The organism is Pseudoalteromonas sp. MER144-MNA-CIBAN-0113 (genome assembly GCF_040308965.1).
Classification (GTDB): Bacteria; Pseudomonadota; Gammaproteobacteria; order Enterobacterales; family Alteromonadaceae; genus Pseudoalteromonas; species Pseudoalteromonas tetraodonis.
In genome coordinates this window covers 1-23051 of the sequence record NZ_JBEOOG010000014.1, presented here as the reverse complement: position 1 = coordinate 23051, position 23051 = coordinate 1, and the positions used below count along the sequence as shown (strand labels likewise).

The following is a 23051-nucleotide window of genomic DNA, read 5'->3' as shown; positions in this document are numbered from 1 at the left end:
AAACTGGTTAAATTAAGCCGTTACTAAACGTCCCTATTTAATAGTCTGGTAAATTAACAGGGACTTTAGGCATATGGAAATAAAAACAGCGAGTTATCTCTTAATTGATATAGACAACGAGTTTAGCCGTTCATTTATTAAACACTATATAAATTCAAATGATCCAGCTAAAAAAGATATCGTTATCGCCGGGGCTAACACCCAAAAGCTGGTTAAAATGATGTTTGATGAACTCGTTAAAGATTATTGCTATTGCGATATTGAAAACGAAATAAGCATTTCTGAGCTGGCCAGCTATCTGCATGAGCACCACGATATTCAGGGTGTGCTGTTTAACCAAACAGACTATTTACTCGCCGATGATACACAGCGCTTTATTTATAATTCACTGCATGAAAAACGCTATATGGTTATTCAGACAGATCAAGGGTATGAAATTAAGCCCATAAAAGATGAATGCCATTCAAACCATTTATCGTGTGATACCGACATAGCCCAAACTGCACAAGAGTTAACAGAGCTTTTAACCCCCGAATATGAAAAATAAATAATTGCACCCAAGCCTTTGCTTACTTACCATAGAGGGATATAACTTCTATGTAAAAAAGTGATTTGCCATGCGAGTGCCCCATATTTATCAATCATCAGCGATTGCTCTCAACACCCCTTTAAATCTTGACGATGACGCTGCAGGCCATGTAGGTCGTGTGCTACGTATGAAAGTGGGCGAACAGGTTTCTATTTTTAATGGTGAAGGGGGTGAATTTCTCAGTGAAATTATTGAAGTGAGCAAAAAAACCGTTGTTGTTATGCCCCTTGAATTTAATCATCATGACGTTGAATCGCCATTAAAGATTCATTTAGGCCAGTGTGTATCCCGTGGCGATAAAATGGATTTTACCATTCAAAAGTCGGTTGAATTAGGGATCACTGAAATAACGCCTATTTTTAGTCAGCGCTGCGGCGTAAAACTCAGCGGTGACCGCCTAGAAAAAAAACACCAACAATGGCAAAAAATAGCCATTGCTGCTGCAGAGCAATCCGGACGCAACTTTGTACCAACCATTAATCCTCCCGTAGATTTAAAACACTGGCTTGAACAGCAAACCGATGCAATTAAATTAACGTTACACCCGCGCGCCGAACACAGTATTAAAACCATTACCGTTCCTGATGGTGGCGTGCGCTTTTTAGTCGGCCCTGAAGGGGGATTTACCGATGATGAAATGGCGCAAACTAAACAACAAGAATTTGTAGATATTCGCTTAGGCCCGCGAGTACTTCGTACAGAAACAGCAGCTTTAACTGTTTTAAGTGCACTGCAATTACAATTTGGCGATTTAGCTAATTGAAATAACTAAAAGCACCCACATATCAAGATTACAGTTGTAAAAAACACATAAATTAAGGCACAGCGCATGGCAATTAAGTTAGGTATTATTTCAGATCCTATTAGTGGATTTAATATTAAAAAAGACACCGGTTTTGCAATGATGATGCAAGCGCAAACCCGTGGCTACGAAATTTACTACATGGAAATGGATGATTTATCGCTGCGTCAAGGCAATGCCTACGCCACTGCAGCAAAAGCTCAAGTTTTTGATAACGAACAAAAGTGGTACCAACTTGAAGAAAAAGAAACCATAGCGCTGGCTGATTTAGACGTTATTTTAATGCGTAAAGATCCGCCTTTTGATACTGAATATATTTACGCAACGTATATTTTAGAGCGTGCAGAACAAGCAGGCACATTAGTGATTAATAAACCACAAAGCTTGCGCGACGCCAATGAAAAACTCTTTACAGCTTGGTTTAGTGAACACACGCCAGATACATTAGTAACACGCAGCCAAAAACAAATTCGTGAGTTTTTAGCCCAGCATAAAGATATTATTTTAAAACCGCTTGATGGCATGGGTGGCGCCTCTATTTTTAGAGTAAAAGCCGATGATGCAAATATAGGCGTAATATGCGAAACCTTAACCGAGCATGGTAGCCGTTTTGCTATGGCGCAAAATTATATCCCAGAGATCACTCAAGGCGATAAGCGCGTATTGGTTGTTGATGGTGAAGTGATTCCTTATTGCTTAGCGCGTATTCCACAAAATGGCGAAACACGCGGTAATTTAGCCGCAGGCGGTCGTGGTGAAGCACGCCCAATTAGCGAATCAGATCTTAAAATTGCAAAGGCGGTCGCCCCTACTTTGAAAGAAAAAGGCTTAATATTTGTTGGTTTAGATATTATTGGTGATAAGTTAACTGAGATTAACGTAACAGCGCCAACCTGCGTAAAAGAAATTGAAGCCGCTTACGATATTTCAATTACCGGCATTTTATTTGACGCCATAGAGAAAAAGCTTAATAAATAAATTATCACTGAATCAGTTCAAAGATATAAAGCGATGACGCTTATCGTGTCATCGCTGAAAACTCGAATAAATTTTTAGTGTTAAAACATGGGACTATGCCATACTCAAGATTCAATAACTAAAAGGGTAAAACTTATGCAGTCATTAGAAAATCACTTTTTAATCGCAATGCCATCAATGCAAGACCCTTTTTTTAAACGTGCCGTCACTTATATTTGTGAACACAACGAAGAAGGCGCTATGGGATTGGTGATCAATCAGCCGATTGATGTCACCGTAGGTGAGTTACTCGACAAAATTGATATTGATAACGATAAATCTCAACATGCCGCGCAAGTGACTGTGTTTGCTGGCGGGCCGGTAAAAACAGACCGTGGCTTTGTGCTACATTCACCTAAACCTGGGTACTCGGCAAGCCAAAAGTTGAGCAGTGATATTATGATCACCACCTCAAAAGATGTGTTAGCCACGTTAACCACAGCCCAAGCACCTGAGCAATTTATTATTACTTTAGGCTACTCCGGTTGGGAACAAGGCCAATTAGAGCAAGAGCTATTAGACAATAGCTGGCTGATCATTAAAGCCGATCCTAAAATAATTTTTGATACTCCAGTAGAAAAACGCTGGGAAATGGCAGTCTCTATGCTTGGTTTTGATATTGGCCAATTAAGCCCCGAAGCTGGACATGCTTAGGGTCTGTTGACCTTTGCGGATTAAAATTTGTTCAAACTAGGGGCGGTTTAATCGCGGCGCGAAGTTTGTAACCTAGTGGGCTAAGTAAAAACCGAGCAACAAAGAGTAAATCGCCCCTAGGCAGAACCCTTCGGGCAGCGCCTGTTTGGCATTGATGCTGCGTTATCGCCTATTTATGGGGAATAACCACACCACAAAGGCTCTGCCTTGCCCAAATACCAAACAGACTGCTGCAAATTCAACCTTGAAAGGTTAACAGACCCTAATAACATAAAAGATACACATGACTAAAAAAACAGTAAAGCCGCAGGGTGAGCGCACCGTTATGGGATTTGACTTTGGTACTAAGAGTATTGGTATTGCTATTGGTCAAGAGCTCACTGGCAGCGCCACCAGCTTAAAGGCGGTGAAAGCCCAAGATGGCATCCCTAATTGGGACGACATTGCTGTGCAAGTAAAAGAATGGCAACCCGATTTAATGGTTGTCGGTTTACCGCTAAACATGGATGGCACCTCGCAAGAGGTTACCTTTAAAGCTAAAAAATTTGCTAATCGTTTGCACAACCATTACGGCATTGCAGTTCATACTCAAGATGAACGCTTAACGACTGCAGATGCAAAGGCACGGTTGTTTGAACGTGGTGGCTATAAAAATTTAGGTAAAGGTAACGTAGATAATATGTCTGCGGTGATCATTCTAGAGAGTTTTTTTGAAGCCAGTTATAGTGAATAAAGTACTTAAACACACATAAAAAAAGCGCCCAAGGCGCTTTTTTTGTTTGTATCTAGGTCATATTGCCTTTGTCATCAAGGCCATCAATGGTCACACCTTGTAAGAAGCCTGCGCCTTGTTGCTCGTTATTACGTAGTTTAATCATCAAGCGTAAGTCATTTGGCGAATCCGCATGATGCAGCGCATCGGCATAATTAATACGTTGCTGTCTGTAAAGCTCAAACAGCGCTTGGTCAAAGGTTTGCATGCCCATCTCTGTTGATTTGGCCATGGTTTCTTTAATACCCCCAATATTACCGTTTTTAATTAGCTCACTGACCATTGGCGTATTAAGTAATACCTCAATGGCAGCAACACGCCCTTCCCCATCAGAGGTCGGAATAAGTTGCTGAGCAATGATAGCGCGTAAATTTAATGCTAAGTCATATTTAAGCTTATCGTGCTTTTCTTTTGGTACTAAGTGCATAATGCGGTCAATAGCTTGGTTAGCATTGTTGGCATGCAGGGTGGCAACACATAAGTGACCTGTTTCTGCGAAGCTCAACGCATATTCCATGGTTTCTTGCGAACGAATTTCACCAATTAAAATAACATCAGGCGCTTGGCGCAAAGAGCTTTTAAGTGCCGATTCAAAACTTTCAGTATCTAAACCCACTTCACGTTGGGTAATAATACTTTTTTGATGTTCATGCACAAATTCAATCGGATCTTCTATGGTTAAAATATGCCCACGTTGATTGCGATTTCTATAACCAATAAGTGCCGCCAAAGACGTTGATTTACCGGTTCCCGTACCACCTACAAATAACACGAGTCCGCGCTTTGACATAATCACATCGGTCAATGCAGAAGGTAATCCAAGCTCTTTAACATCGGGAATTTTAGTGACGATTCGGCGAATAACCATGCCCGCTCTGTCGCGTTGCCAAAAAGCCGAAATACGAAAGCGCCCTTCGTTAGTTGCAATCGCAAAGTTACATTCTTTAGTGTTATGAAACTCTGCTTTTTGTTTTTCACTCATCGCTGATTCAACTAACTCTAGCGCTTGCTCATCTGTTAATTTATCGTCATTAAGAGGAGTTAGCTCGCCGTTAATTTTAGCGCTAATAGGAAGTTGGCTCGATACAAATAAATCAGAGCCTTTTTTGTCGATCATTATTTGTAAAAAGTGATTTAAAGATAAAGTCATAATAATTCCTTAAGCGCTAAACTGCGTCTTATCTTGCGCTTTTGTATACGCCGCTGAGTGAGTGATAATGCCACGGTTAACTAAGCTTGTTAAACATTGATCCATGGTTTGCATGCCTTGCGACGCACCTGTTTGAATTGATGAATACATTTGTGCAATTTTATCTTCACGGATTAAGTTACGAATAGCAGGCGTTGCCAACATAATTTCGTGTGCAGCCACTCGCCCTCCCCCTACTTTTTTTATCAGTGTTTGCGAAATAACTGCACGTAATGACTCAGAGAGCATAGAGCGGATCATATCTTTTTCTTCGCCAGGGAATACATCAATAATACGGTCAATGGTTTTAGGTGCAGAGGTCGTATGCAAAGTACCAAACACCAAGTGACCGGTTTCCGCAGCGGTCATAGCAAGGCGAATAGTTTCTAAATCTCGTAACTCACCCACTAAAATAACATCAGGGTCTTCACGGAGTGCGCTGCGTAGTGCGTTAGAAAAGCTATGTGTATCACGATGAACTTCCCGCTGATTAATTAAGCTGAGTTTATTATCGTGAACAAATTCGATAGGATCTTCAATAGTCAGCACATGATGATGCTTAGTTTGGTTAATGTAATCGACCATCGCCGCAAGCGTGGTCGACTTACCTGAACCTGTAGGGCCCGTGACTAACACTAGGCCTCGTGGGTTATCTGAAATTTGTTTAAATATTTCAGGTGCGCCTAAATCTTCAAGAGTGAGTACGTCACTCGGGATAGTACGAAACACAGCAGCAGGGCCACGATTAGAGTTAAAGGCATTTACACGAAAACGTGCTAAATTAGGGACTTCAAAAGAAAAATCCACTTCGAGATTTTGTTCATAGTCCTTACGCTGGTTATCGTTCATAATGTCATAAACCAGACTGCTGACTTCTTTATCTCCAAGTGCTGGTATATTAATACGTCGCACATCGCCATCAACACGTATCATAGGTGATACCCCTGATGATAAGTGCAAATCTGATGCTTTATGTTGCACACTAAATGCCAATAATTCGGTGATATCCATTTATGACTCCACAACTAACTGATAAATATATGGTTACAATAGCAGAACGACTCACATCCGCCTACGCTAGAATTGCAGAGGCAGCGCACAAAGCACAACGTAATAGTAACGATATTACGTTACTTGCAGTATCTAAAACCAAACCCGCTACTGATATTATGGCAGCTTATGAGCAAGGGCAACGTCAATTTGGTGAATCTTATGTTCAAGAGGCTGTAGATAAAATAGCGCAACTAGACACATTTAGCGATATTGTTTGGCATTTCATTGGCCCTATTCAGTCAAATAAAAGTGCTTTAGTCGCTGCCAATTTTGCTTGGGTGCAAAGTGTAGACAGACTTAAAATAGCCAAGCGATTAAACAGTCAACGTCCTGAGACAATGCCGCCACTGAATGTACTTATTCAAGTGAATATTAGCGAAGAAGAAGCAAAGTCTGGTTGTCACCCCAATGAAATCACTGAGCTGGCGCAATATATAGATCAATGTGCCCATTTACAGTTGCGCGGACTGATGGCTATTCCCGCTAAAAGCGACGATGCAAACACGCAAATTCAATATTTTGAGCAATTACAAACTTGCTTTGATAAACTACAGACCCAATATCCTCATATAGATACGTTGTCGATGGGGATGAGTAACGATGTAGAAGCTGCCATAGCGGCAGGTTCAACCATGGTGAGGATCGGCACAGATATTTTTGGAACACGAACTTAAAAGGTGATAACAGACATATGTCAGATAAAAAAATCGCATTTATAGGCACAGGTAATATGAGCTACGCCATCATTGGTGGCATGGTAAAAAACGGCTTTAACGCAAACAATATTATTGCGACTAACCGCAACCAAGAAAAACTAGCTAAGGTAGCCGCGGATTTCAAAGTGCAAACCACCAGTGACAATAACGAAGCTATGCGCGATGCAGATGTCATTGTTCTGTCTGTTAAACCACAAATGATGGGCGACTTATGCCAATCATTTCAAGATTCAGGCATCGACTTTAGTGATAAATTATTTATCTCAGTTGCTGCGGGCCTAACCGTTAAACGCTTACGTGAAATGCTTGGCCAAGATGTGAAAATGGTGCGTTGTATGCCAAATACGCCATCATTACTTGGCCGTGGTGTATCTGGCTTATATGGTGCAGGCGAAACCCAAAGCGAGCATGATTTTGTACAGCAAGTATTTGAATGTACAGGTATTGTTGTATGGGTTGAAAAAGAGTCGCAAATAAACGACGTGATTGCTGTTACCGGCTCTTCACCGGCTTACTTTTTCTTATTTATGGAAGCCATTGAAGAAAAAGCCAAAGCGCTTGGGTTTAGTGATGAAGACGCGCGTCGCTTAGTACAGCAAACAGCGCTAGGCGCAGCTGAAATGGCACTTAGCCAACCAGATATTAGCATTTCGCAACTGCGCGCTAATGTAACCTCAAAAGGTGGCACCACGCATGCAGCTGTTGAGCATTTAAAAGCGCAAGGCTTAACCCAAACTGTGGGTGATGCAATGGATGCGTGTATTGCGCGCGCAGTGCAAATGGAACAAGAACTTTAAAACCATTTTTTATTGAAGGTTATACTATGAATGCCATGCAATTTTTAATTAGCACCTTGTTTGATCTATTCTTGATGGTGGTACTACTGCGTTTTTGGCTACAGTGGGCAAAAGCCGACTTTTACAACCCAATGAGCCAATTTGTGGTCAAAGCCACTTCGTTTGCAGTTAATCCACTGCGAAAAATCATTCCAGGGCTAGGCGGGCTTGATTTAGCCTCTTTGTTACTGGCATTTATAGTAGCGGCTGCAAAAATAAGTACATTAATGTGGCTCATTTATAGCTCTTGGGCTATTCAACCTGTACTTATACAGGCGCTAATAACTGTTTTAAAAGAAGGTTTAAACTTAGTTTTTTGGGTGTTAATCATTCGCGCTATTTTAAGCTGGGTAAGCCAAGGCTATAACCCAATTGAAGCGGTATTCCATCAGCTAACTGAGCCAATGTTAAAGCCAATCCGTAAAATTTTACCGCCATTGGGGGGATTAGATTTATCGGTATTGGTACTGATTATCGGCATTCAGTTTTTACAAATGCTGCTAATGGACCTTTTAGCTTAAGCATAACGTAATATAAAAGAGGCCTAGCGCCTCTTTTTTACATATTCAGGAGTTAACCATGCAACATTTAATCAAGTTTTGTTTTATTGCTTGTCTCGCTTTAGCATTTAATGCACACAGCGCTCAAGAACAAGGTGCCCAATACAAAGAACTAGGCGCTTGGCAAGTTCACTACATAGCCTTTCCATCAACGTTTATTCAACCTCAAATAGCTAAAGCGTATGACCTTGAGCGTAGTGGCTATAAAGGCATTGTTAATATTTCAATATTAAAAAATGATGCCGATAAAACCGCTCAAAAAGCGACATTACAAGGCACCGCTAAAAACTTATTAGGTAACAAGCAAACCCTTAACTTTAAAGAAGTCGTTGAAGGCGATTCTGTTTATTACCTAGCACAAGTAGATTACACCAACGAAGAGATTTTACGTTTTGAAATTGAAATCCAACAAGGTAATCAGTTTCAAACATTAAAGTTTAAGCAAAAATTTTACGTAGATTAAATATGACCAACACCTTAGTACTTGCAACCGGCAATCCCGGAAAAGTAAACGAGCTGGCTAACATGCTCAGCTCACTTAATATTAATGTTGTACCGCAAAGCGACTTTAACGTCAGTGACGTTGCCGAAACAGGCACCACGTTTGTAGAAAATGCGATAATTAAAGCGCGTCATGCAGCTAAAATCACCGGACTGCCCGCTATTGCAGATGATTCAGGTTTAGAGGTTGATGGCTTGAATGGCGCTCCCGGTGTTTACTCAGCCCGCTTTGCAGGTAAAGGCGCAAGTGATCAAGATAATATCGATAAATTACTGGCTGACTTAGGCGACAACCCTAATCGCAGTGCCCGTTTTTGGTGCGTATTGGTTCTAATGCGTCATGCTGACGACCCTACCCCGCTAATATGCAGTGCTAGCTGGGAAGGTGAGATTACCCTTAGCCAACATGGTGAAGGCGGCTTTGGCTACGATCCTATCTTTTTTGTACCATCAGAAAATTGCACCAGTGCCGCACTGACTAAAGAGCAGAAAAATGCTCTGAGTCATCGTGGGCAAGCACTTAATAAATTATTACAAGAGCTACAACACAAAGGCGGCCTGTGAACCTTCCTCCACTGAGTTTATATGTGCACGTACCTTGGTGCGTGCAAAAATGCCCTTACTGCGACTTTAACAGCCACGGACAAAAAGGTGACATCCCTGAAGCTGAATATGTGCAGCATTTAATTGACGATTTAAAAGCTGATTTACACTTAGTGCAGGGGCGAAAAATTCACAGCATTTTTATTGGCGGCGGCACGCCAAGCCTATTAACCGGCGCGGCATACACCCGTTTACTCAATGAAGTAGATAGCCTCATAGGCCTAGCCGATAACTGTGAAATAACCCTTGAAGCAAACCCCGGCACAGTCGAAACTGGCCGTTTCAAAGATTATGTAAAAGCAGGGATTAACCGTATCTCTATCGGCGTGCAAAGCATGCAAAACGATAAATTAAAAGCCTTAGGCCGAATTCATGGTGCCGATGAAGCCAGTTATGCCGCACAACAAGCTAGTGAAGCAGGGTTGAATAGCTTTAACCTTGATTTAATGCATGGCTTACCAGGGCAGTCACTCGATGACGCACTCAGTGATTTAAAACAAATCATTGCCCTCAACCCTCCACATATTTCTTGGTATCAGCTCACCATTGAGCCTAATACGCAATTTGCTTCAAAACCGCCCACGTTGCCACAAGATGAAACCTTATGGGATATTCAAGAACAAGGCCAAGCATTATTGGCACAAGCAGGCTATCAGCAATACGAAATCTCAGGATATGCAAAACCGGGCTTTCAATGCCAACATAACTTGAATTATTGGCGGTTTGGCGATTATCTTGGTATTGGCTGTGGCGCCCATGGTAAGGTTACTGATGCGAAAACGGGGGTGATAACACGCACTGAAAAGGTTAAACACCCACGGGGCTACATGGACATTATTAAGCCCTACTTGTACAAAAGCTGGCAAGTAGAACAAGACGACTTAGCGTTTGAGTTTTTTATGAATCGCTTTCGTTTAACAGAGCCATGTCCGATTGAAGACTACAGTGCACTGACTAATCAGCCATTACAAAGCCAACAAGCGGCTTTAAATAAAGCTATTAACACAGGTTTATTAATAGAAAAAGACGGCCATTGGCAAGTAAGCCTTAAAGGCCATCGCTTTTTAAATGACCTGCTAGAATTGTTCGTATAACGCTTTTGGCGTTATGCGCATGTAAAGTAAATACATGAAAAATTAAAATACCCTAATGGGTTTCTAACAACAAAAGGGAAACGAATGCGTAAACTTACTCTAATTGCTGCCACGGTAAGCGTGGCACTGCTTGCAGGTTGCCAACAAGCAACACAACAATCAACGCCTGCACCTGCGGTTCAAGCTCAACCTGTACAAAGTGAAATTGATAAAGCGAATGCTTTTTTTGAAGACACTTTTAATCGTGATGTAATGAGCAGCCCAGTTTATCAAACCTACATGGGCATCAAAAAAGATTACGATAAATGGGATGACAACAGCGAAGAAAAAGCGCTTAAAGACTTGGCACAAACTAAAGCCGATTTGGTCACGCTTAACAGCATTGACCGTGCGCAATTAGATGCAGCTACTCAAGTAAGTTATGATTTAAAAAAACAAGATTTAGAAGCTAGCATTGCTGATTTTAAATGGCGTTACCATAACTACCCAGTAAACCAAATGTTTGGTACGCACTCTATGGTGCCGGCTTTTTTAATTAACCAGCATCAAATTAGCAACGTAAAAGAAGCAAACGATTATATTGCTCGTTTAAATGGCGTGCCGGGTGTATTTGATCAACTTATTACCGGCTTAGAAATTCGCGCCGATAAAAACATCATCGCGCCTAAATTTGTATTTCCACACGTGATTGATTCAAGCAAAAACATCATTAAAGGTGCGCCGTTTGAACAAGGTGAAGATTCTACGCTTTTAGCTGACTTTAAACGCAAAGTTAATGCCTTAGAAATAGACCAAGCTGAAAAAGATGCACTTATTAGTAAAGCGGCTGAAGCATTAAAAACAGCGGTTAAACCTGCTTACTCTAAGTTAATTAACTACATTGCACAGTTAGAAAAACGTGCTGATGACCGTGACGGTGCTTGGAAATTCCCTGATGGCGAAGCGTTTTACAATAACGCACTGAAACGCACCACCACGACAGACCTTACAGCAAAAGAGATTCATGCCATTGGCCTTGCTGAAGTATCACGTATTCATGATGAAATGCGTGCCATTAAAGATAAAGTCGGCTTTGAGGGCGACTTAAACGCCTTTATGCAGTTTATGAAAACCGACAAGCAATTTTATTTACCTAACACTGAAGCTGGTAAAGCACAGTACCTAAGTGAAGCTAAAGGTTTAATTGATAACATGAAAACACGCTTAGATGAGCTGTTTATTGTAAAACCAAAAGCCGACATGATTGTAAAACGTGTTGAAGCATTCCGTGAAAAAGCGGCAGGTAAAGCGTTTTATCAACAACCTGCGCCAGATGGTTCTCGCCCAGGTATTTACTACGCCAACCTATACGACATGGAAGCAATGCCTACATACCAAATGGAAGCCTTGGCTTATCATGAGGGGATTCCGGGTCACCATATGCAAATTGCCATTTCACAAGAGCTTGAAGGGGTACCTAAGTTCCGTAAATTTGGTGGTTACACAGCCTACATTGAAGGCTGGGGGTTATACTCAGAATTACTACCAAAAGAAATGGGGCTTTACGAAGACCCGTATTCAGATTTTGGTCGCTTAGCCATGGAATTATGGCGTGCATGTCGTTTAGTGGTTGATACCGGTATTCACGCAATGAAGTGGACTCGTCAAGAAGGTATTGATTACTACGTTAACAACACCCCTAACGCCACTTCTGACGGTGTAAAAATGGTTGAGCGTCATATTGTAATGCCATCTCAAGCAACGGCTTACAAAGTAGGTATGCTGAAAATTTTAGAACTACGTGAAGATGCTAAAATGCAACTTGGCGATAAGTTTGATATCCGCCAGTTCCACGATGTAGTGCTTAAAAATGGCCCTGTACCATTAAACGTACTAGAAAACTTCGTTAATGAGTGGATTGCCAGCAAACAAGCTTAATTTTTAAGTATTTACTTAAAGGTTATAAAAGGTCGCAATTGCGGCCTTTTGTTTTATAAAGCAAAAAATTAAGCTAGGATAAAGTTGGAATTCAAGGAGAACAGAATGGATCTAAGCATACAGCTACTCAATGCGCGTATTAAACAACAGCAGTTTGATGAGCTAGATAACGATTTTAAAAAGCTCACTGAGGCACAGCAAGTAATACAGCTTAATTACCTGTTTGAAAGTGCGCTACGCATGAGTATTAAATACGATTTTATGCAAAACATCGCCGTGCGTATTTTAACCACTAATACGCCACCAGCGCCGTTTATTGAAAAACTAACCAGTTTAGATGCGCTGAGTTTTTTTACGCCTGCACTTAAATTAAATAAGGGATTTATTAGTACAGACGACTCTGGCAATAACGCCCTGCATAATGTATTTAAGCAAGCAATGCCCACACAACTGCCTTTTAACTATGTTCGCTCGTTAATGTTATTTGAATCTAACGAAGAGTTACTGCATGCATTAGCACATACAAATAAGCAAGGGCTCACTCCGGTTGCCAGTTATATTGCCTATGCACATAAGCCAAATATTCCGGTAAAACATGAATTTTCGGCCTTGCTGGCATTAATGGAAATAGAGCAAAAACAAAATCCTGCAGCAAAATTACAAATACTTGAGGCATTAAAAAATAATACCCCAAGCGAGATAACCTTGCTACTGAGCGCCGCTTATTTACAGCGCTCTACTGAACAAGTGGCGGCTCTAATCTGATAAGTAATATTCTACGCTGGTAACAACACGTACGTTTTTAATTTGCGGCGTGTTTGAATCCCGATCGCTAATGCTAAACTGCCCTTGGCGAGCGGTTTTAATTTTACCTAAGCGTGAATTTGAATCTTTAGCAAACTTATCTGCCACTTCTCGGGCTTTTTCTGTGGCTTCTTGCACCATGGCTGGTTTTATATCGTTAAGCCCAGTAAAAATATACTCAATACGAGTTTGATAGTTGTCTTGCACAATAGCTATATTTTGTTTAGCTAGCTGACTCACTTTGCTCAGTGCGTTTTTAATTTTATCAGGAGCATTGGAGTAAACAATAATATTTGAGCTAATAACATACCTAAACTTTTGGTTATCATTCGCGTATTCACGGGCTTGCTTATCAATAATAGATTGAGTACCTGTCGATATTTCTTCATCGTCAAAGCCGTGTAACTTTAAAAAAGCAATCACCGCATCATTTTTTTGCTCAACTCGCTCAACAAGCTTTTCAAGATTGTTGTCGGCATCGTTAAACTGCAAAGGCCAAATAACGGTATCTGCCACAACTTCACGTTCAGCTAACCCTTTTACCTGCACCGTGCGCTCCATCCCTTTAATATCAAGCGCAGCCCCTTTTATAATAAAACCCAATGCAATTAGGCCAATGCTTAAACACGCCGCTGCCATAACAACGGTTACATTCGATATTTTATTCACCTTAGTCTCCTTGACCGATATCAATAATAAGCACGTTCACGCTCGAAAAAACACTATAAACAGGTTACATTGAGAAGGTATAGATAGCAAAACTTAATCAGCCAAGGAAACGCAATGAGTCTAAAACGTATTAGCCAGTTTTTTAATCCAAGCTCAGTCGCTGTTATTGGGGCATCAAACACCCCCACTCGGGCTGGTAATGTGGTAATGCGTAATTTATTACAAGGGGGCTTTAAAGGGCCCATCATGCCTGTTACACCCAATCATACTGCAGTGCATGGCGTATTGGCTTACCCAAGTATTGAAGCCCTTCCCAAAGTACCTGATTTAGCCGTTATCTGTACCAATAAAAACACCTTAATGAAAATTATTGAACAGCTAGGTACGCTGGGGTGCCATAGCGCTATTATTATTGCTGATGGTCTAACAAGTACTCAAAAACAAGAACTTAAAGATAACGCTGCAAAGCATAAAGTGACGCTGCTTGGCTCAAATTGCTTAGGGTTACTTATTCCGCACATAGGTTTAAACGCGAGTTTTTCGCACACTGTTGCCACGCCAGGTAAACTGGCTTTTGTGTCGCAATCAGCGGCTGTTTGCTCAACGATTCTTGATTGGGCTAAAAATAAAGAAATTGGCTTTTCATACTTTGTATCAATGGGAGATTGTTTAGATATTGAGTTTGACGAAATACTCGACTTTTTAGGCCGCGATGCTAAAACCAAAGCTATCCTACTTTACATAGATAACATTAATGATATTCGCAGCTTTATTTCTGCCGCGCGTGCGGCGGCATTTTCTAAGCCCGTTATTGCCATTAAAACGGGCAGAACCAGTGCAGGCGCTCTTGCCGCTGAAATACACACCGGCGGAAAACAAAGCTCAGATGCAGTATATGATGCCATGTTTCAACGTGCAGGGATGTTGAGAGTAAATGATTTGCGTGAACTCTTTGCCGCCACTCAAACCTTGGCAATGCACCCCAAATTACTGCAAGTAGAGCAGCTAACTATATTAACTAATGGCGGCGGCCCTGGAGTGATGGCCGTTGATGAACTTATTCAAAGCTCAGGTAAACTTGCTCAGCTTAGTGATGAAACGCGCGAAGCACTCAATAAAGTGATCCCACATTCAGACACAACATCAAACCCTGTCGATATATTTGGCGATTCTGCGCCAGTGCGTTACAAACACGCATTAGAAATACTGCTTAATGCTAAAGAAGTTAAAAACTTACTGATCATTCATACTCCATCGGCATTGGCCCCGAGTGAAAATTACGCTCAGGTTATTGTTGAGGCACTGAACAAATTACCAAAAATGGCACGCCCGTATGTGATCACTAATTTCATGGGAGAAGATGCTGCATTTGCAGCCAGACGCATCTGCGCGAATAACGCCATTCCGACCTATCGTACCCCAGAAGGCGCAGTAGGTGCCTTTATGCACTTAGTAAGCTATCGTCGTAACCAAAAACATTTAACCCAAACGCCAGAATCAAACACCGATGATGCGACTATTAATAAAGTAGCAGCGAAAGCAGCTATTAAAGAGTTTTTAAATGATGAGCAACATTATTTATCAACCCATCAAGCGAGTCAAATTTTAAGTAGCTACGGTATAGACTGTATCCAAACTGAAGTAGCCTACACCCCTACCGAGGCCAAAGAGCAAGCAATAGAGCTAGGTTTTCCGGTCGCATTAAAATTGATGAGCCCCAGTATTCCCTCTAAGTCTGAAGTCGGTGGCGTAGTACTCAACCTCAATGATGCACAAGAGGTCGAGCAAACGGCATTTGCCATGCTGTTAAGAATAAAAAACACCTACCCTGATGCTATTATTGATGGCTTTTCGTTACAAAAAATGGCGCCTAGAGCAGGTGCCAATGAGCTGCGTATAGCCATTAAAACAGAGCCTAATTTTGGGCCAGTTATTTTATTAGGTGAAGCTGGCACAGGGCTTGAGTACGCTCAAGCGGCGGTGGCCTTGCCACCACTGAATATGAACCTAGCTAAATATTTAATTGCCGCCGCCCATGATAAGGGAGTTCTTAAAGATCGCATTCTGCCAGAAAAAGTAGATAAATATCGCTTGTGTTCACTACTAACTCGAATTTCTCAATTAGTCGTAGATCAACCCGATATCACCTCATTAGAGCTAAATCCTATTTTAGCCAGTAATGGGCAGTTTTTAGTCCTTGATGCCACCATGAACCTAAATCAGTATCAGGTTCAGGCGCACCGAAAACGTTTATCAATCCGCCCTTATCCTATTGAGCTGGTTGAAACGGTGACCCTAAAAAATAAGACCTTAGCAACGCTCAGACCAATCAAACCTGAAGATGAGCAGGCACATCAAGAGTTTGACCGCTCCTTAAGCAAAGAAGATAGATACAAGCGCTTTTTTGGTGAATTGCCACAATTTAACCATGATCAACTCGCTAAAATGACGCAAATTGATTACGACCGCGAGATGGCATTTATTGTTACCCAAACACAAGACGAGCAACAGCACACATTAGGGGTTTCGCGAGTGATTATGGATCCCGATAACTTACAAGCAGAGTTTGCCATTGTGGTACGTTCTGATTGCCAAGGACTTGGGTTAGGGCGTATTTTAATGAACGCGGCTATTTCTCACTGCAGACGCCAAGGCGTGAAAACGGTTGAAGGTATCACCCTGCCAGAAAATACCGGCATGATTGAGTTGGCTCGTAAACTCGGGTTTAAAATAAGTCGTGATTTTGAAGAAGGCAGTATCAATATGCTGCTCACATTGTAATAGGTACTATGCGTAAACTAAGACAAACCATAAACCAAGTATTTGAAGCGTCAGGTAAGTATCAGCGAGCGGGGCACATTTTAGATGTCATACTGATCAGCATCATTATGATTAATGTGGTGGCGATTGTACTTGAGTCGGTGCACAGCATCGCAACCGAGTACTATAGCGAGTTTTTAATCTTGGAGCTGGTATCAGTGGCTATATTTAGTGTTGAATACCTAATACGTGCTTGGACTTGTGTCGATCGCGTAAAGTACGCCTCCATGAATTGCTCAAATACACAAAAACGGATTCGATATATTTTATCACCACTGGCAATTATCGATTTAATTGCCATTTTGCCTAGTTTATTAATGTTTTTCTTTGCTATCGATTTACGTTTTTTACGGGTACTGCGGTTGTTGCGGGTATTTAAGCTCACCCGTTATTCTCGAGCAATGCAATTGTTATTGCAGGCGTTTATTGATGAGTCGAGTTCATTACTGGCGGCATTTTTTATTATGTCTGTGGTGCTTATTTTAGCCTCTTGCGGTATTTATTTATTAGAGCACGACATTCAACCAGACAAGTTCGGCTCTATTCCTGCAGCCATGTGGTGGGCAATGGCAACCCTAACTACGGTTGGTTATGGCGATGTTGTACCTATAACGCCTATTGGTAAACTATTTGGTGGCGTAATCACTTTGGTGAGTATGGGGATGGTTGCCATACCAACCGGTTTATTAGCGTCGAGTTTCTCAGAGCAAGTACGCAAACGTCGCCAGCTATTTGAAGATGCCACCCACGAGAAAATAACCGATGGTAAGCTCACTGATGAGCAGATGCATCACCTTGAGGAGTTACGCTACAAACTAGGGCTAAGTAAACTAGAGGCCAATAAAGCAATAAAAGCGGAGCTAAATAAACGCAGCTCACACTTATTTTGCCGTCACTGTGGTAAGCGTCCTTAATAAAATAATGTATTAAGCGGCGCTTTAAGCTTGTGAGAATACAGGATGCCAATCGTGCTCAATAAGCTCAAGCACCTGCTCTTTAGGCACCGCTTTACTAAACAAGTAACCTTGAAAGTAGCTACAACCTTGCGCTTTTAAAAAAGCCAACTGATGTGCGCTTTCAACCCCTTCAGCAATACACTCTTTACCTAAACTGCTTGCTAAAGTTAGTGTAGATTGAATAATCGCTTCGTTATCCGAATCAATACCAATATCTTGCACAAAGCTGCGATCTATTTTTAATACATCAATCGGAAAGCGCTTCAAATAAGTTAACGAGGCATACCCTGTTCCAAAATCATCCATGTACAACTTACAGCCTAGTTGCTTTAATAAGTCCATATTTTTAAGCGCATGTTCTGAGTCTCGCATTAAAATAGACTCTGTTATTTCAAATACAATAGCCTCGGGCGGCAGTGCTGCATTGTTTAGTGCTTGGCGAATTTCAGGGACGAGTCCGATAAATTCAAAATCCAGTGCTGAGAGGTTAATTGATAGGTATAGATCAGGACACACTTTACGCCAACGAGCTAACTGCACCAAAGCACGCTGAAATGTTTGTAGCATTATTTTAGTGATTAAACCTATATTTTCAGCTACGTTTGCAAACTCTTGTGTACTCGCTAACTGATTATAAGGCCAGCGTAGTAACACCTCAAAGCCCACTGTTTTTTGCGTAGATGCATTAATAATGGGTTGATAATAATTACAAAATTCATGTTCATGATAAGCTTTGATCAACTGTGATTCTAAATGCATCGCTCTTTCAACACGTTGATTCATTTCTTGTTTGTAAAACTTATAACACCCTTCCAAGCCATTTTTAGCATAATAAAGCGCCACATTTGATGCTTTCAATAGTGCTTTATAATGCACGGCATCATCAGGGAAAATAGCCACACCAATACTTAGGTGTATATTGACGCTTTGCTGATTCATAACAATGTCTTTACTCACGCAATCCATTAGTTTGGTGCATATAAGTAATACTTCTTCTATTTGCTGAATATCTTCAACTAGAATTACAAATTCATCACCGCCTAAACGCGCGACGCTATCACAAGGACGTAATGCTGTTTTCAAGCGGTTCGCCACCAGCTTTATTATCTCATTGGCGTTTTCTGTGCCAAATGAATCATTAAAATACTTAAACCGTTTTATATTAACGTGTAACAAAGCCACTTTACACTGATGGCGGCGCGCCTGATCGATGGCATGTATAGCTCTGTCGTTAAACAAGGTTCTGTTTGGCAGCCCAGTAAGTGAATCGTAATTAGCCAGTATATGCAGTTCGCTCTCAGCTGACTTTTGTGCATGAATATCCGTTAAAATAATCACGAAACTACTCAGCCTTTGGCTTTCATCAGCTACGGCGCTTATTTTAACCAGTACATGGCGTTGCTCTTTGTTTGCCAGAACGACAGTGTCTTCACATGAAAAATGTTCGCCCACTTCAAGCTTTTGCATAATTCGTAAATAATCAAAATAGCTACTGCGGGACATTCCCAAATTAAGCGCACGGGTTGAACGAGGCTCTGCTGATAAGCCAAAAGCGCTTTGCAGCGATTTATTTGAGGCACGTATGTTAAAGTTTTTATCTAAGATAAACACCCAATCTCGGGTTTGTTCAAACGCGGCAGTAAATAACCGCGCATGCTCTTCAAACACCCTTTCGCGTGTCATATTGGTATACGTACCGGCTACTTTTTGCGGCGTTTTTTTGTCCCATTCAACCACCTTGCCAAAATCTTTGTACCAGCGCCAATGACCTTTGGCGTGGCGTAATCGGTAGGTACAATTAAAATACCCTTTATCTGTTGATAAAAATTCTAACCACTCCAACCTAAAAATAGCACGCTCTTGAGGGTGAATTTTTTCTAGGTAGGCATCTAAACTCACCGAGTCATCCTCGTAGCCTAATTCGTTGACTAATCTAGGCTGATAAATATTTAACTGGCTCGCCTGCCAATCCCATACCCCGGACTCACTTCCTTCTAGTGCAAGCTTTAAACGCGCCTCACTGTCTTGGCTTTCTTTGTGTGCTGCCAATAAGATACGCTGTATTTTGTTGCGCCTCATTACCCATGCAGTCACTATGGTGATCAATAAAATGGCATAAAGCGCTAAAAAGTATGGAGCACGCCATAGCGGATATTTCACTTTAATATTTAACGTGGCTGGCGCAGTATAGTCGCCGGTCAGTGGATCTTTTGCCCAGACTTTTAACTGGTAACTACCGGGGTTTAATTTAGGAAACACCACCCGATTATTTCGGGTATAACTTTTTTTACCTTTATCGAGCTGATATTCATAAATAATGCGCTCTTGGAAGCTAAATGACATCGCTGAAAATGCAATCTCAAGCCCGATATCATCATGATTTAAAGTGATATTTTTTAATGGCTGCTGTAAATTTATAGACAAGTCCCGAGACATTAAGTTGATGCGCGTGATATTGACCTGATCTAATAAACCTTGGCTATTTTTATTGTCTTTAGGATCAAAGTAGGTAAAACCCTTGAGGCTACCGAAGGCAATTCGACCATCCGCTAACTTAGCCATAGCGCCATTATTAAACTCAGCAGAGAGCACCCCATCTGATGTTGTAAATTGCTGAAAATGAATTGTTTCAGGATTTAGTCGCCATATTCCTTTATGGCTACTCATCCAAATCATTCCCTCTTCATCAAGAACCATATCGTACAACAAGGTGCTGAGTTTATTTTTATCTAAATCAATTGTGTGCACTAACTCATAGGTTGTTGCATCTATACCAATCAGCCCAAAATTAGATAACGATAGCCAAAGTATGCCTTGCCCATCTACCACGTAGGAAAGAATACTAACGGCTACATTTTCATGGTGTTTAGGCACTTTATAAATGGTGTTTAAACTTAAATCATTGGGGTTAAATTGATATAAAACGCCACCACTAAAAAATAATGGCTTCTCGGGTTGGTGCGGTAATGGGGGTAAAAAGCCATGCGCTAAAAAAGGGTCAAATTGTGCTAATTCGCCTTTTAAGTGAACTAATTGTCGGCTATCAATATTATATTTAAACATACCATGATCTGGGTGTACAAAATACAAATCCCCGTTTGGTAGCAATGTCAGGCCATGCATCCAATCATTTAAAAAAATCTGATTGGTAGGACTGTTAGTTCTTGGTTGGGTAAGTTGCTGAGTTTGCGGGTCAAAAATGAATAATCCTCGGTTTGAGTGCAACCAGAGTTTATCTTTGTAAGGCATAATTTTGAAAATAGTAAACTCTGTGGTCAGTAAATCGACTTTATAATCTTTTAAATACACCTTTGAGCGATTACTTTTTAAATCAACCGCAGTTAAACCATTGTGTGTGCCTAACCATAGCTTTTCTTGGAACTCCTTAATTGACCATACCGAATGATGTGATAAACCATCCCCAACCAGTGCATTTCCCTCTACATTATAAAACTTGTAATTGTCGCCCGATAAATAAAACGCACCATCGGTTTTAGTGGCTAGCCACATTCCGCCCGATTTATCTTTCACCATATCAATAATACTGTTATCGGCGAGGGTGTACTTACTCTGTTGGATACGTTTATTTTTTACCACTTTTTTAGTAGTTAAATTAAAACAAAGCAGGCCTTTATCTGTTGCTAAATCGAGCACTCCTTGCTGATTATCAATATCCCAAACATTCAAATCGGCCAGTAATTTTTGGCTTGTAAATGATTGTTCGCGGTTGTTAAACATTGCCTCTAAATTACTAATATCAACAGCGTATAAACCCTTAACCGCACCTACAAGCAACTGATTGTTATTACCTAGCGCAAATGATTTCACATTATTTTGATAAATATGTACATCCGTTTCGCTCAAGTGCTCGAGTGGCCTTACCTGCTGTGTTGCGATGTTAAAAACATACGCGCCGTCTGTGCTACCGATAAAAATATAACCGTTATAATGAAACAAAGTACGCACAAACGCATTTTCAAATTGCTCAGGAAGTGTAAATAAGGAGGTAATAGAGCCGTTGTCTATATCGAGTTTTGCAAACTCTCGGCCTTGTCCAATCCATAAGGTTTTATCATCGGTGGCTAACATAGTAAAAACGGACTGCTGTAGTATTTGCTCTTCTGTGACAGGTTTTTCTATGTATTGTTGGTAGGTATCCGTTTTCGGATCGTATCTGAACAAGCCTGCTAATAAGGAGGCAATCCAGATATGCCCTTGTTGGTCTTGATATATGCGATCGATGATCGCCTCTTCTAACTCACCATTAGGGCCATTGATTGGAATAACTTGATAGCCATCGTATCGGTTAAGGCCTCCTTCAGTAGAGAGCCATAAATACCCATTGTTATCGATAAGCATGGTATTAACGTAACTTTGAGATAAGCCTTCGCTTGGGGATAATCGTTTTACTTGCGCTGTTACTTCAACGCTTATGAGCATAAACAGCACAAATATGGCTGTGATAAACCCATTAATACTCATACCCATGCTTATCCTATTGCTAATTTATGTTTTATTGATATTTCAATGCGGTAATATTTCGGTGCTTATAGGCATCAAATAGCGTTAATAATGAAGGAGTATATGTTAACACTTGGTTAAAACCAAGTGCTTGATAAAAATCAGTAAGGCGTTGATAAGCAAAGGTGTAAACAGGTTCTGTTTGCGCATTTAAAAGGGCAACTAATAACTGGGTTGCCACCCCCTTTGAACGATAAGAAGGAGCCACAAACACCGTTGATAAAAATAAAAAAGTGGGCTTATTCTGTAACCGGCAGGCGGCAATAATCGTATTATTATCGTAAGCGACCCAGACTTGATCCTGTTTGTTAGCACGGCCGCGGACGTGATGTAACGTATAAAACTTATTAACTAAGGGCGTTTTAATTGATTCTAATTGTTTAATTACAAGCATAGTAGGCAAACCTAGCTAAGCATAATGGCCAAATACTGCTCAAATTTTTGTTTTAAAACACCTTGCTCTGCAACAGGACGACTATGCAGAGTGTCGTACACTTGCTCACGCGTTTTTTTACCGCGCTTAATTTGATAAGCCCAAAATGAGGCCTCGTAATCTAACTGAATTTGATACTTCTGCTCTCGCGGCAAGTTACACAGATTAAAACTCATATTCACTCCAATTATTAGGGGCTATAAACTTATTGTTGCCTGCATGAATACAGGTAAGGGCCGTGAGCAGCACACGGAGGCTTTGCTCGACTTTTACTAGCCCACTAGGTTAAACAAGTCGCGCCGAGCGCCCCTAGTTTGAACAAATTTTCATCCGCAAAGGTCAACAACCCCTCGCTCAATAAAACGTAGATTATACGTTTAAACTTATAAAAAACTAACTCTATAACTAATAAAAATAAGCGACTGTAAATAATTCAACGTAATCAATAATTGTTGGTGGTAACTTTTGCACGGCTAGCGCATTTTAATCCCAGATTCTAACAGGGTTGAGCGATAATCATCGTCTAGCCCTGCCATTTTCTTTTT

21 protein-coding genes are annotated in these 23051 nt (G+C 41.0%); 15 read left to right on the top strand and 6 right to left on the bottom strand.

The annotated features are described in order from the left end of the window. The first annotated feature begins 73 nt into the window (after nt 1–73). The 5 genes from AAEY57_RS05535 to ruvX all read left to right on the top strand — a co-directional run bounded on the left by AAEY57_RS05535 (nt 74) and on the right by ruvX (nt 3795). Nucleotides 74–547, top strand: coding sequence for a hypothetical protein (locus AAEY57_RS05535; protein ID WP_024600816.1), 474 nt, complete (start codon nt 74–76; stop codon nt 545–547). A gap of 70 nt (nt 548–617) precedes the next feature. Continuing rightward, the gene (gene rsmE, locus AAEY57_RS05530; protein WP_024600817.1) at nt 618–1352 is read left to right on the top strand and encodes a 16S rRNA (uracil(1498)-N(3))-methyltransferase; all 735 of its coding nucleotides are present in this window, start codon (nt 618–620) and stop codon (nt 1350–1352) included. Nucleotides 1353–1418: 66 nt separating this feature from the next. After that, a complete protein-coding gene (gene gshB, locus AAEY57_RS05525) occupies nt 1419–2369 on the top strand; it encodes a glutathione synthase (protein ID WP_024600818.1) in 951 nt (316 codons plus the stop codon). A 135-nt stretch (nt 2370–2504) separates the two neighbouring features. Beyond that, nucleotides 2505–3062 (top strand): YqgE/AlgH family protein, encoded by a 558-nt coding sequence (locus AAEY57_RS05520; RefSeq protein WP_013465848.1) that lies wholly within the window; start codon nt 2505–2507, stop codon nt 3060–3062. Between the two features lie 283 nt (nt 3063–3345). Beyond that, the gene (gene ruvX, locus AAEY57_RS05515; protein ID WP_036980183.1) at nt 3346–3795 is read left to right on the top strand and encodes a Holliday junction resolvase RuvX; all 450 of its coding nucleotides are present in this window, start codon (nt 3346–3348) and stop codon (nt 3793–3795) included. Nucleotides 3796–3847: 52 nt separating this feature from the next. Here ruvX and AAEY57_RS05510 read toward each other — a convergent pair whose 3' ends face one another. Continuing rightward, nucleotides 3848–4984, bottom strand: a complete 1137-nt coding sequence (locus tag AAEY57_RS05510) for a PilT/PilU family type 4a pilus ATPase (protein WP_024600820.1) — start codon at nt 4982–4984, stop codon at nt 3848–3850. 9 nt (nt 4985–4993) lie between these two features. Beyond that, entirely contained in the window at nt 4994–6034 is a 1041-nt protein-coding gene (locus tag AAEY57_RS05505; RefSeq protein WP_013465851.1) for a type IV pilus twitching motility protein PilT, read from the bottom strand. Nucleotides 6035–6036: 2 nt separating this feature from the next. Between AAEY57_RS05505 and AAEY57_RS05500 the strand changes: the two genes are divergently transcribed. The 8 genes from AAEY57_RS05500 (at nt 6037) to AAEY57_RS05465 (ending at nt 13068) form a co-directional block, all read left to right on the top strand. Then, entirely contained in the window at nt 6037–6750 is a 714-nt protein-coding gene (locus tag AAEY57_RS05500) for a YggS family pyridoxal phosphate-dependent enzyme (RefSeq protein ID WP_024600821.1), read from the top strand. 17 nt (nt 6751–6767) lie between these two features. Beyond that, on the top strand, nt 6768–7589 hold the full coding sequence (gene proC, locus AAEY57_RS05495) for a pyrroline-5-carboxylate reductase (RefSeq protein ID WP_350606816.1): 822 nt from the start codon (nt 6768–6770) through the stop codon (nt 7587–7589). 26 nt (nt 7590–7615) lie between these two features. Then, the gene (locus AAEY57_RS05490) at nt 7616–8149 is read left to right on the top strand and encodes a YggT family protein (protein WP_008113334.1); all 534 of its coding nucleotides are present in this window, start codon (nt 7616–7618) and stop codon (nt 8147–8149) included. Between the two features lie 58 nt (nt 8150–8207). Then, entirely contained in the window at nt 8208–8651 is a 444-nt protein-coding gene (locus tag AAEY57_RS05485) for a DUF4426 domain-containing protein (RefSeq protein ID WP_008467719.1), read from the top strand. A gap of 2 nt (nt 8652–8653) precedes the next feature. Continuing rightward, entirely contained in the window at nt 8654–9253 is a 600-nt protein-coding gene (locus tag AAEY57_RS05480; protein WP_350606813.1) for an XTP/dITP diphosphatase, read from the top strand. Next, a complete protein-coding gene (hemW, locus tag AAEY57_RS05475; protein ID WP_350606811.1) occupies nt 9250–10386 on the top strand; it encodes a radical SAM family heme chaperone HemW in 1137 nt (378 codons plus the stop codon). The genes AAEY57_RS05480 and hemW overlap by 4 nt, the downstream gene beginning before the upstream one ends. Before the next feature lie 84 nt (nt 10387–10470). Then, nucleotides 10471–12303 (top strand): DUF885 domain-containing protein, encoded by a 1833-nt coding sequence (locus AAEY57_RS05470; RefSeq protein ID WP_350606808.1) that lies wholly within the window; start codon nt 10471–10473, stop codon nt 12301–12303. A 105-nt stretch (nt 12304–12408) separates the two neighbouring features. Beyond that, entirely contained in the window at nt 12409–13068 is a 660-nt protein-coding gene (locus AAEY57_RS05465) for a hypothetical protein (protein ID WP_335675015.1), read from the top strand. Here AAEY57_RS05465 and AAEY57_RS05460 read toward each other — a convergent pair. Then, on the bottom strand, nt 13060–13776 hold the full coding sequence (locus AAEY57_RS05460; protein ID WP_138627463.1) for an SIMPL domain-containing protein: 717 nt from the start codon (nt 13774–13776) through the stop codon (nt 13060–13062). The genes AAEY57_RS05465 and AAEY57_RS05460 overlap by 9 nt on opposite strands. 114 nt (nt 13777–13890) lie before the next feature. Between AAEY57_RS05460 and AAEY57_RS05455 the strand changes: the two genes are divergently transcribed. Continuing rightward, complete coding sequence (locus AAEY57_RS05455) at nt 13891–16557, top strand: bifunctional acetate--CoA ligase family protein/GNAT family N-acetyltransferase (RefSeq protein WP_138627324.1); 2667 nt, start codon at nt 13891–13893, stop codon at nt 16555–16557. An 8-nt stretch (nt 16558–16565) separates the two neighbouring features. Continuing rightward, complete coding sequence (locus AAEY57_RS05450; protein ID WP_193049698.1) at nt 16566–17510, top strand: ion transporter; 945 nt, start codon at nt 16566–16568, stop codon at nt 17508–17510. Between the two features lie 24 nt (nt 17511–17534). Here AAEY57_RS05450 and AAEY57_RS05445 read toward each other — a convergent pair whose 3' ends face one another. From AAEY57_RS05445 to AAEY57_RS05435, 3 genes are read right to left on the bottom strand one after another with little or no spacing between them, the layout of a single operon-like run. Continuing rightward, complete coding sequence (locus tag AAEY57_RS05445) at nt 17535–22040, bottom strand: EAL domain-containing protein (protein ID WP_138563578.1); 4506 nt, start codon at nt 22038–22040, stop codon at nt 17535–17537. Nucleotides 22041–22065: 25 nt separating this feature from the next. After that, on the bottom strand, nt 22066–22467 hold the full coding sequence (locus AAEY57_RS05440) for a GNAT family N-acetyltransferase (RefSeq protein WP_138563576.1): 402 nt from the start codon (nt 22465–22467) through the stop codon (nt 22066–22068). Nucleotides 22468–22478: 11 nt separating this feature from the next. Next, complete coding sequence (locus tag AAEY57_RS05435) at nt 22479–22682, bottom strand: DUF3283 family protein (protein WP_013465864.1); 204 nt, start codon at nt 22680–22682, stop codon at nt 22479–22481. Nucleotides 22683–23051: the final 369 nt, after the last annotated feature.

What these genes read in the sequence shown, in the direction of transcription:
- AAEY57_RS05490 (WP_008113334.1), top strand. Translation starts at nt 7,616, where the DNA reads ATGAATGCCATGCAATTTTTAATTAGCACCTTGTTTGATCTATTCTTG.
- AAEY57_RS05465 (WP_335675015.1), top strand. Translation starts at nt 12,409, where the DNA reads ATGGATCTAAGCATACAGCTACTCAATGCGCGTATTAAACAACAGCAG.
- AAEY57_RS05505 (WP_013465851.1), bottom strand. Translation starts at nt 6,034, where the DNA reads ATGGATATCACCGAATTATTGGCATTTAGTGTGCAACATAAAGCATCA.
- ruvX (WP_036980183.1), top strand. Translation starts at nt 3,346, where the DNA reads ATGACTAAAAAAACAGTAAAGCCGCAGGGTGAGCGCACCGTTATGGGA.
- rsmE (WP_024600817.1), top strand. Translation starts at nt 618, where the DNA reads ATGCGAGTGCCCCATATTTATCAATCATCAGCGATTGCTCTCAACACC.
- AAEY57_RS05520 (WP_013465848.1), top strand. Translation starts at nt 2,505, where the DNA reads ATGCAGTCATTAGAAAATCACTTTTTAATCGCAATGCCATCAATGCAA.
- AAEY57_RS05535 (WP_024600816.1), top strand. Translation starts at nt 74, where the DNA reads ATGGAAATAAAAACAGCGAGTTATCTCTTAATTGATATAGACAACGAG.
- AAEY57_RS05510 (WP_024600820.1), bottom strand. Translation starts at nt 4,984, where the DNA reads ATGACTTTATCTTTAAATCACTTTTTACAAATAATGATCGACAAAAAA.
- AAEY57_RS05470 (WP_350606808.1), top strand. Translation starts at nt 10,471, where the DNA reads ATGCGTAAACTTACTCTAATTGCTGCCACGGTAAGCGTGGCACTGCTT.
- AAEY57_RS05480 (WP_350606813.1), top strand. Translation starts at nt 8,654, where the DNA reads ATGACCAACACCTTAGTACTTGCAACCGGCAATCCCGGAAAAGTAAAC.
- AAEY57_RS05450 (WP_193049698.1), top strand. Translation starts at nt 16,566, where the DNA reads ATGCGTAAACTAAGACAAACCATAAACCAAGTATTTGAAGCGTCAGGT.
- gshB (WP_024600818.1), top strand. Translation starts at nt 1,419, where the DNA reads ATGGCAATTAAGTTAGGTATTATTTCAGATCCTATTAGTGGATTTAAT.
- proC (WP_350606816.1), top strand. Translation starts at nt 6,768, where the DNA reads ATGTCAGATAAAAAAATCGCATTTATAGGCACAGGTAATATGAGCTAC.
- AAEY57_RS05485 (WP_008467719.1), top strand. Translation starts at nt 8,208, where the DNA reads ATGCAACATTTAATCAAGTTTTGTTTTATTGCTTGTCTCGCTTTAGCA.
- AAEY57_RS05440 (WP_138563576.1), bottom strand. Translation starts at nt 22,467, where the DNA reads ATGCTTGTAATTAAACAATTAGAATCAATTAAAACGCCCTTAGTTAAT.
- AAEY57_RS05445 (WP_138563578.1), bottom strand. Translation starts at nt 22,040, where the DNA reads ATGGGTATGAGTATTAATGGGTTTATCACAGCCATATTTGTGCTGTTT.
- AAEY57_RS05500 (WP_024600821.1), top strand. Translation starts at nt 6,037, where the DNA reads ATGACTCCACAACTAACTGATAAATATATGGTTACAATAGCAGAACGA.
- AAEY57_RS05455 (WP_138627324.1), top strand. Translation starts at nt 13,891, where the DNA reads ATGAGTCTAAAACGTATTAGCCAGTTTTTTAATCCAAGCTCAGTCGCT.
- AAEY57_RS05435 (WP_013465864.1), bottom strand. Translation starts at nt 22,682, where the DNA reads ATGAGTTTTAATCTGTGTAACTTGCCGCGAGAGCAGAAGTATCAAATT.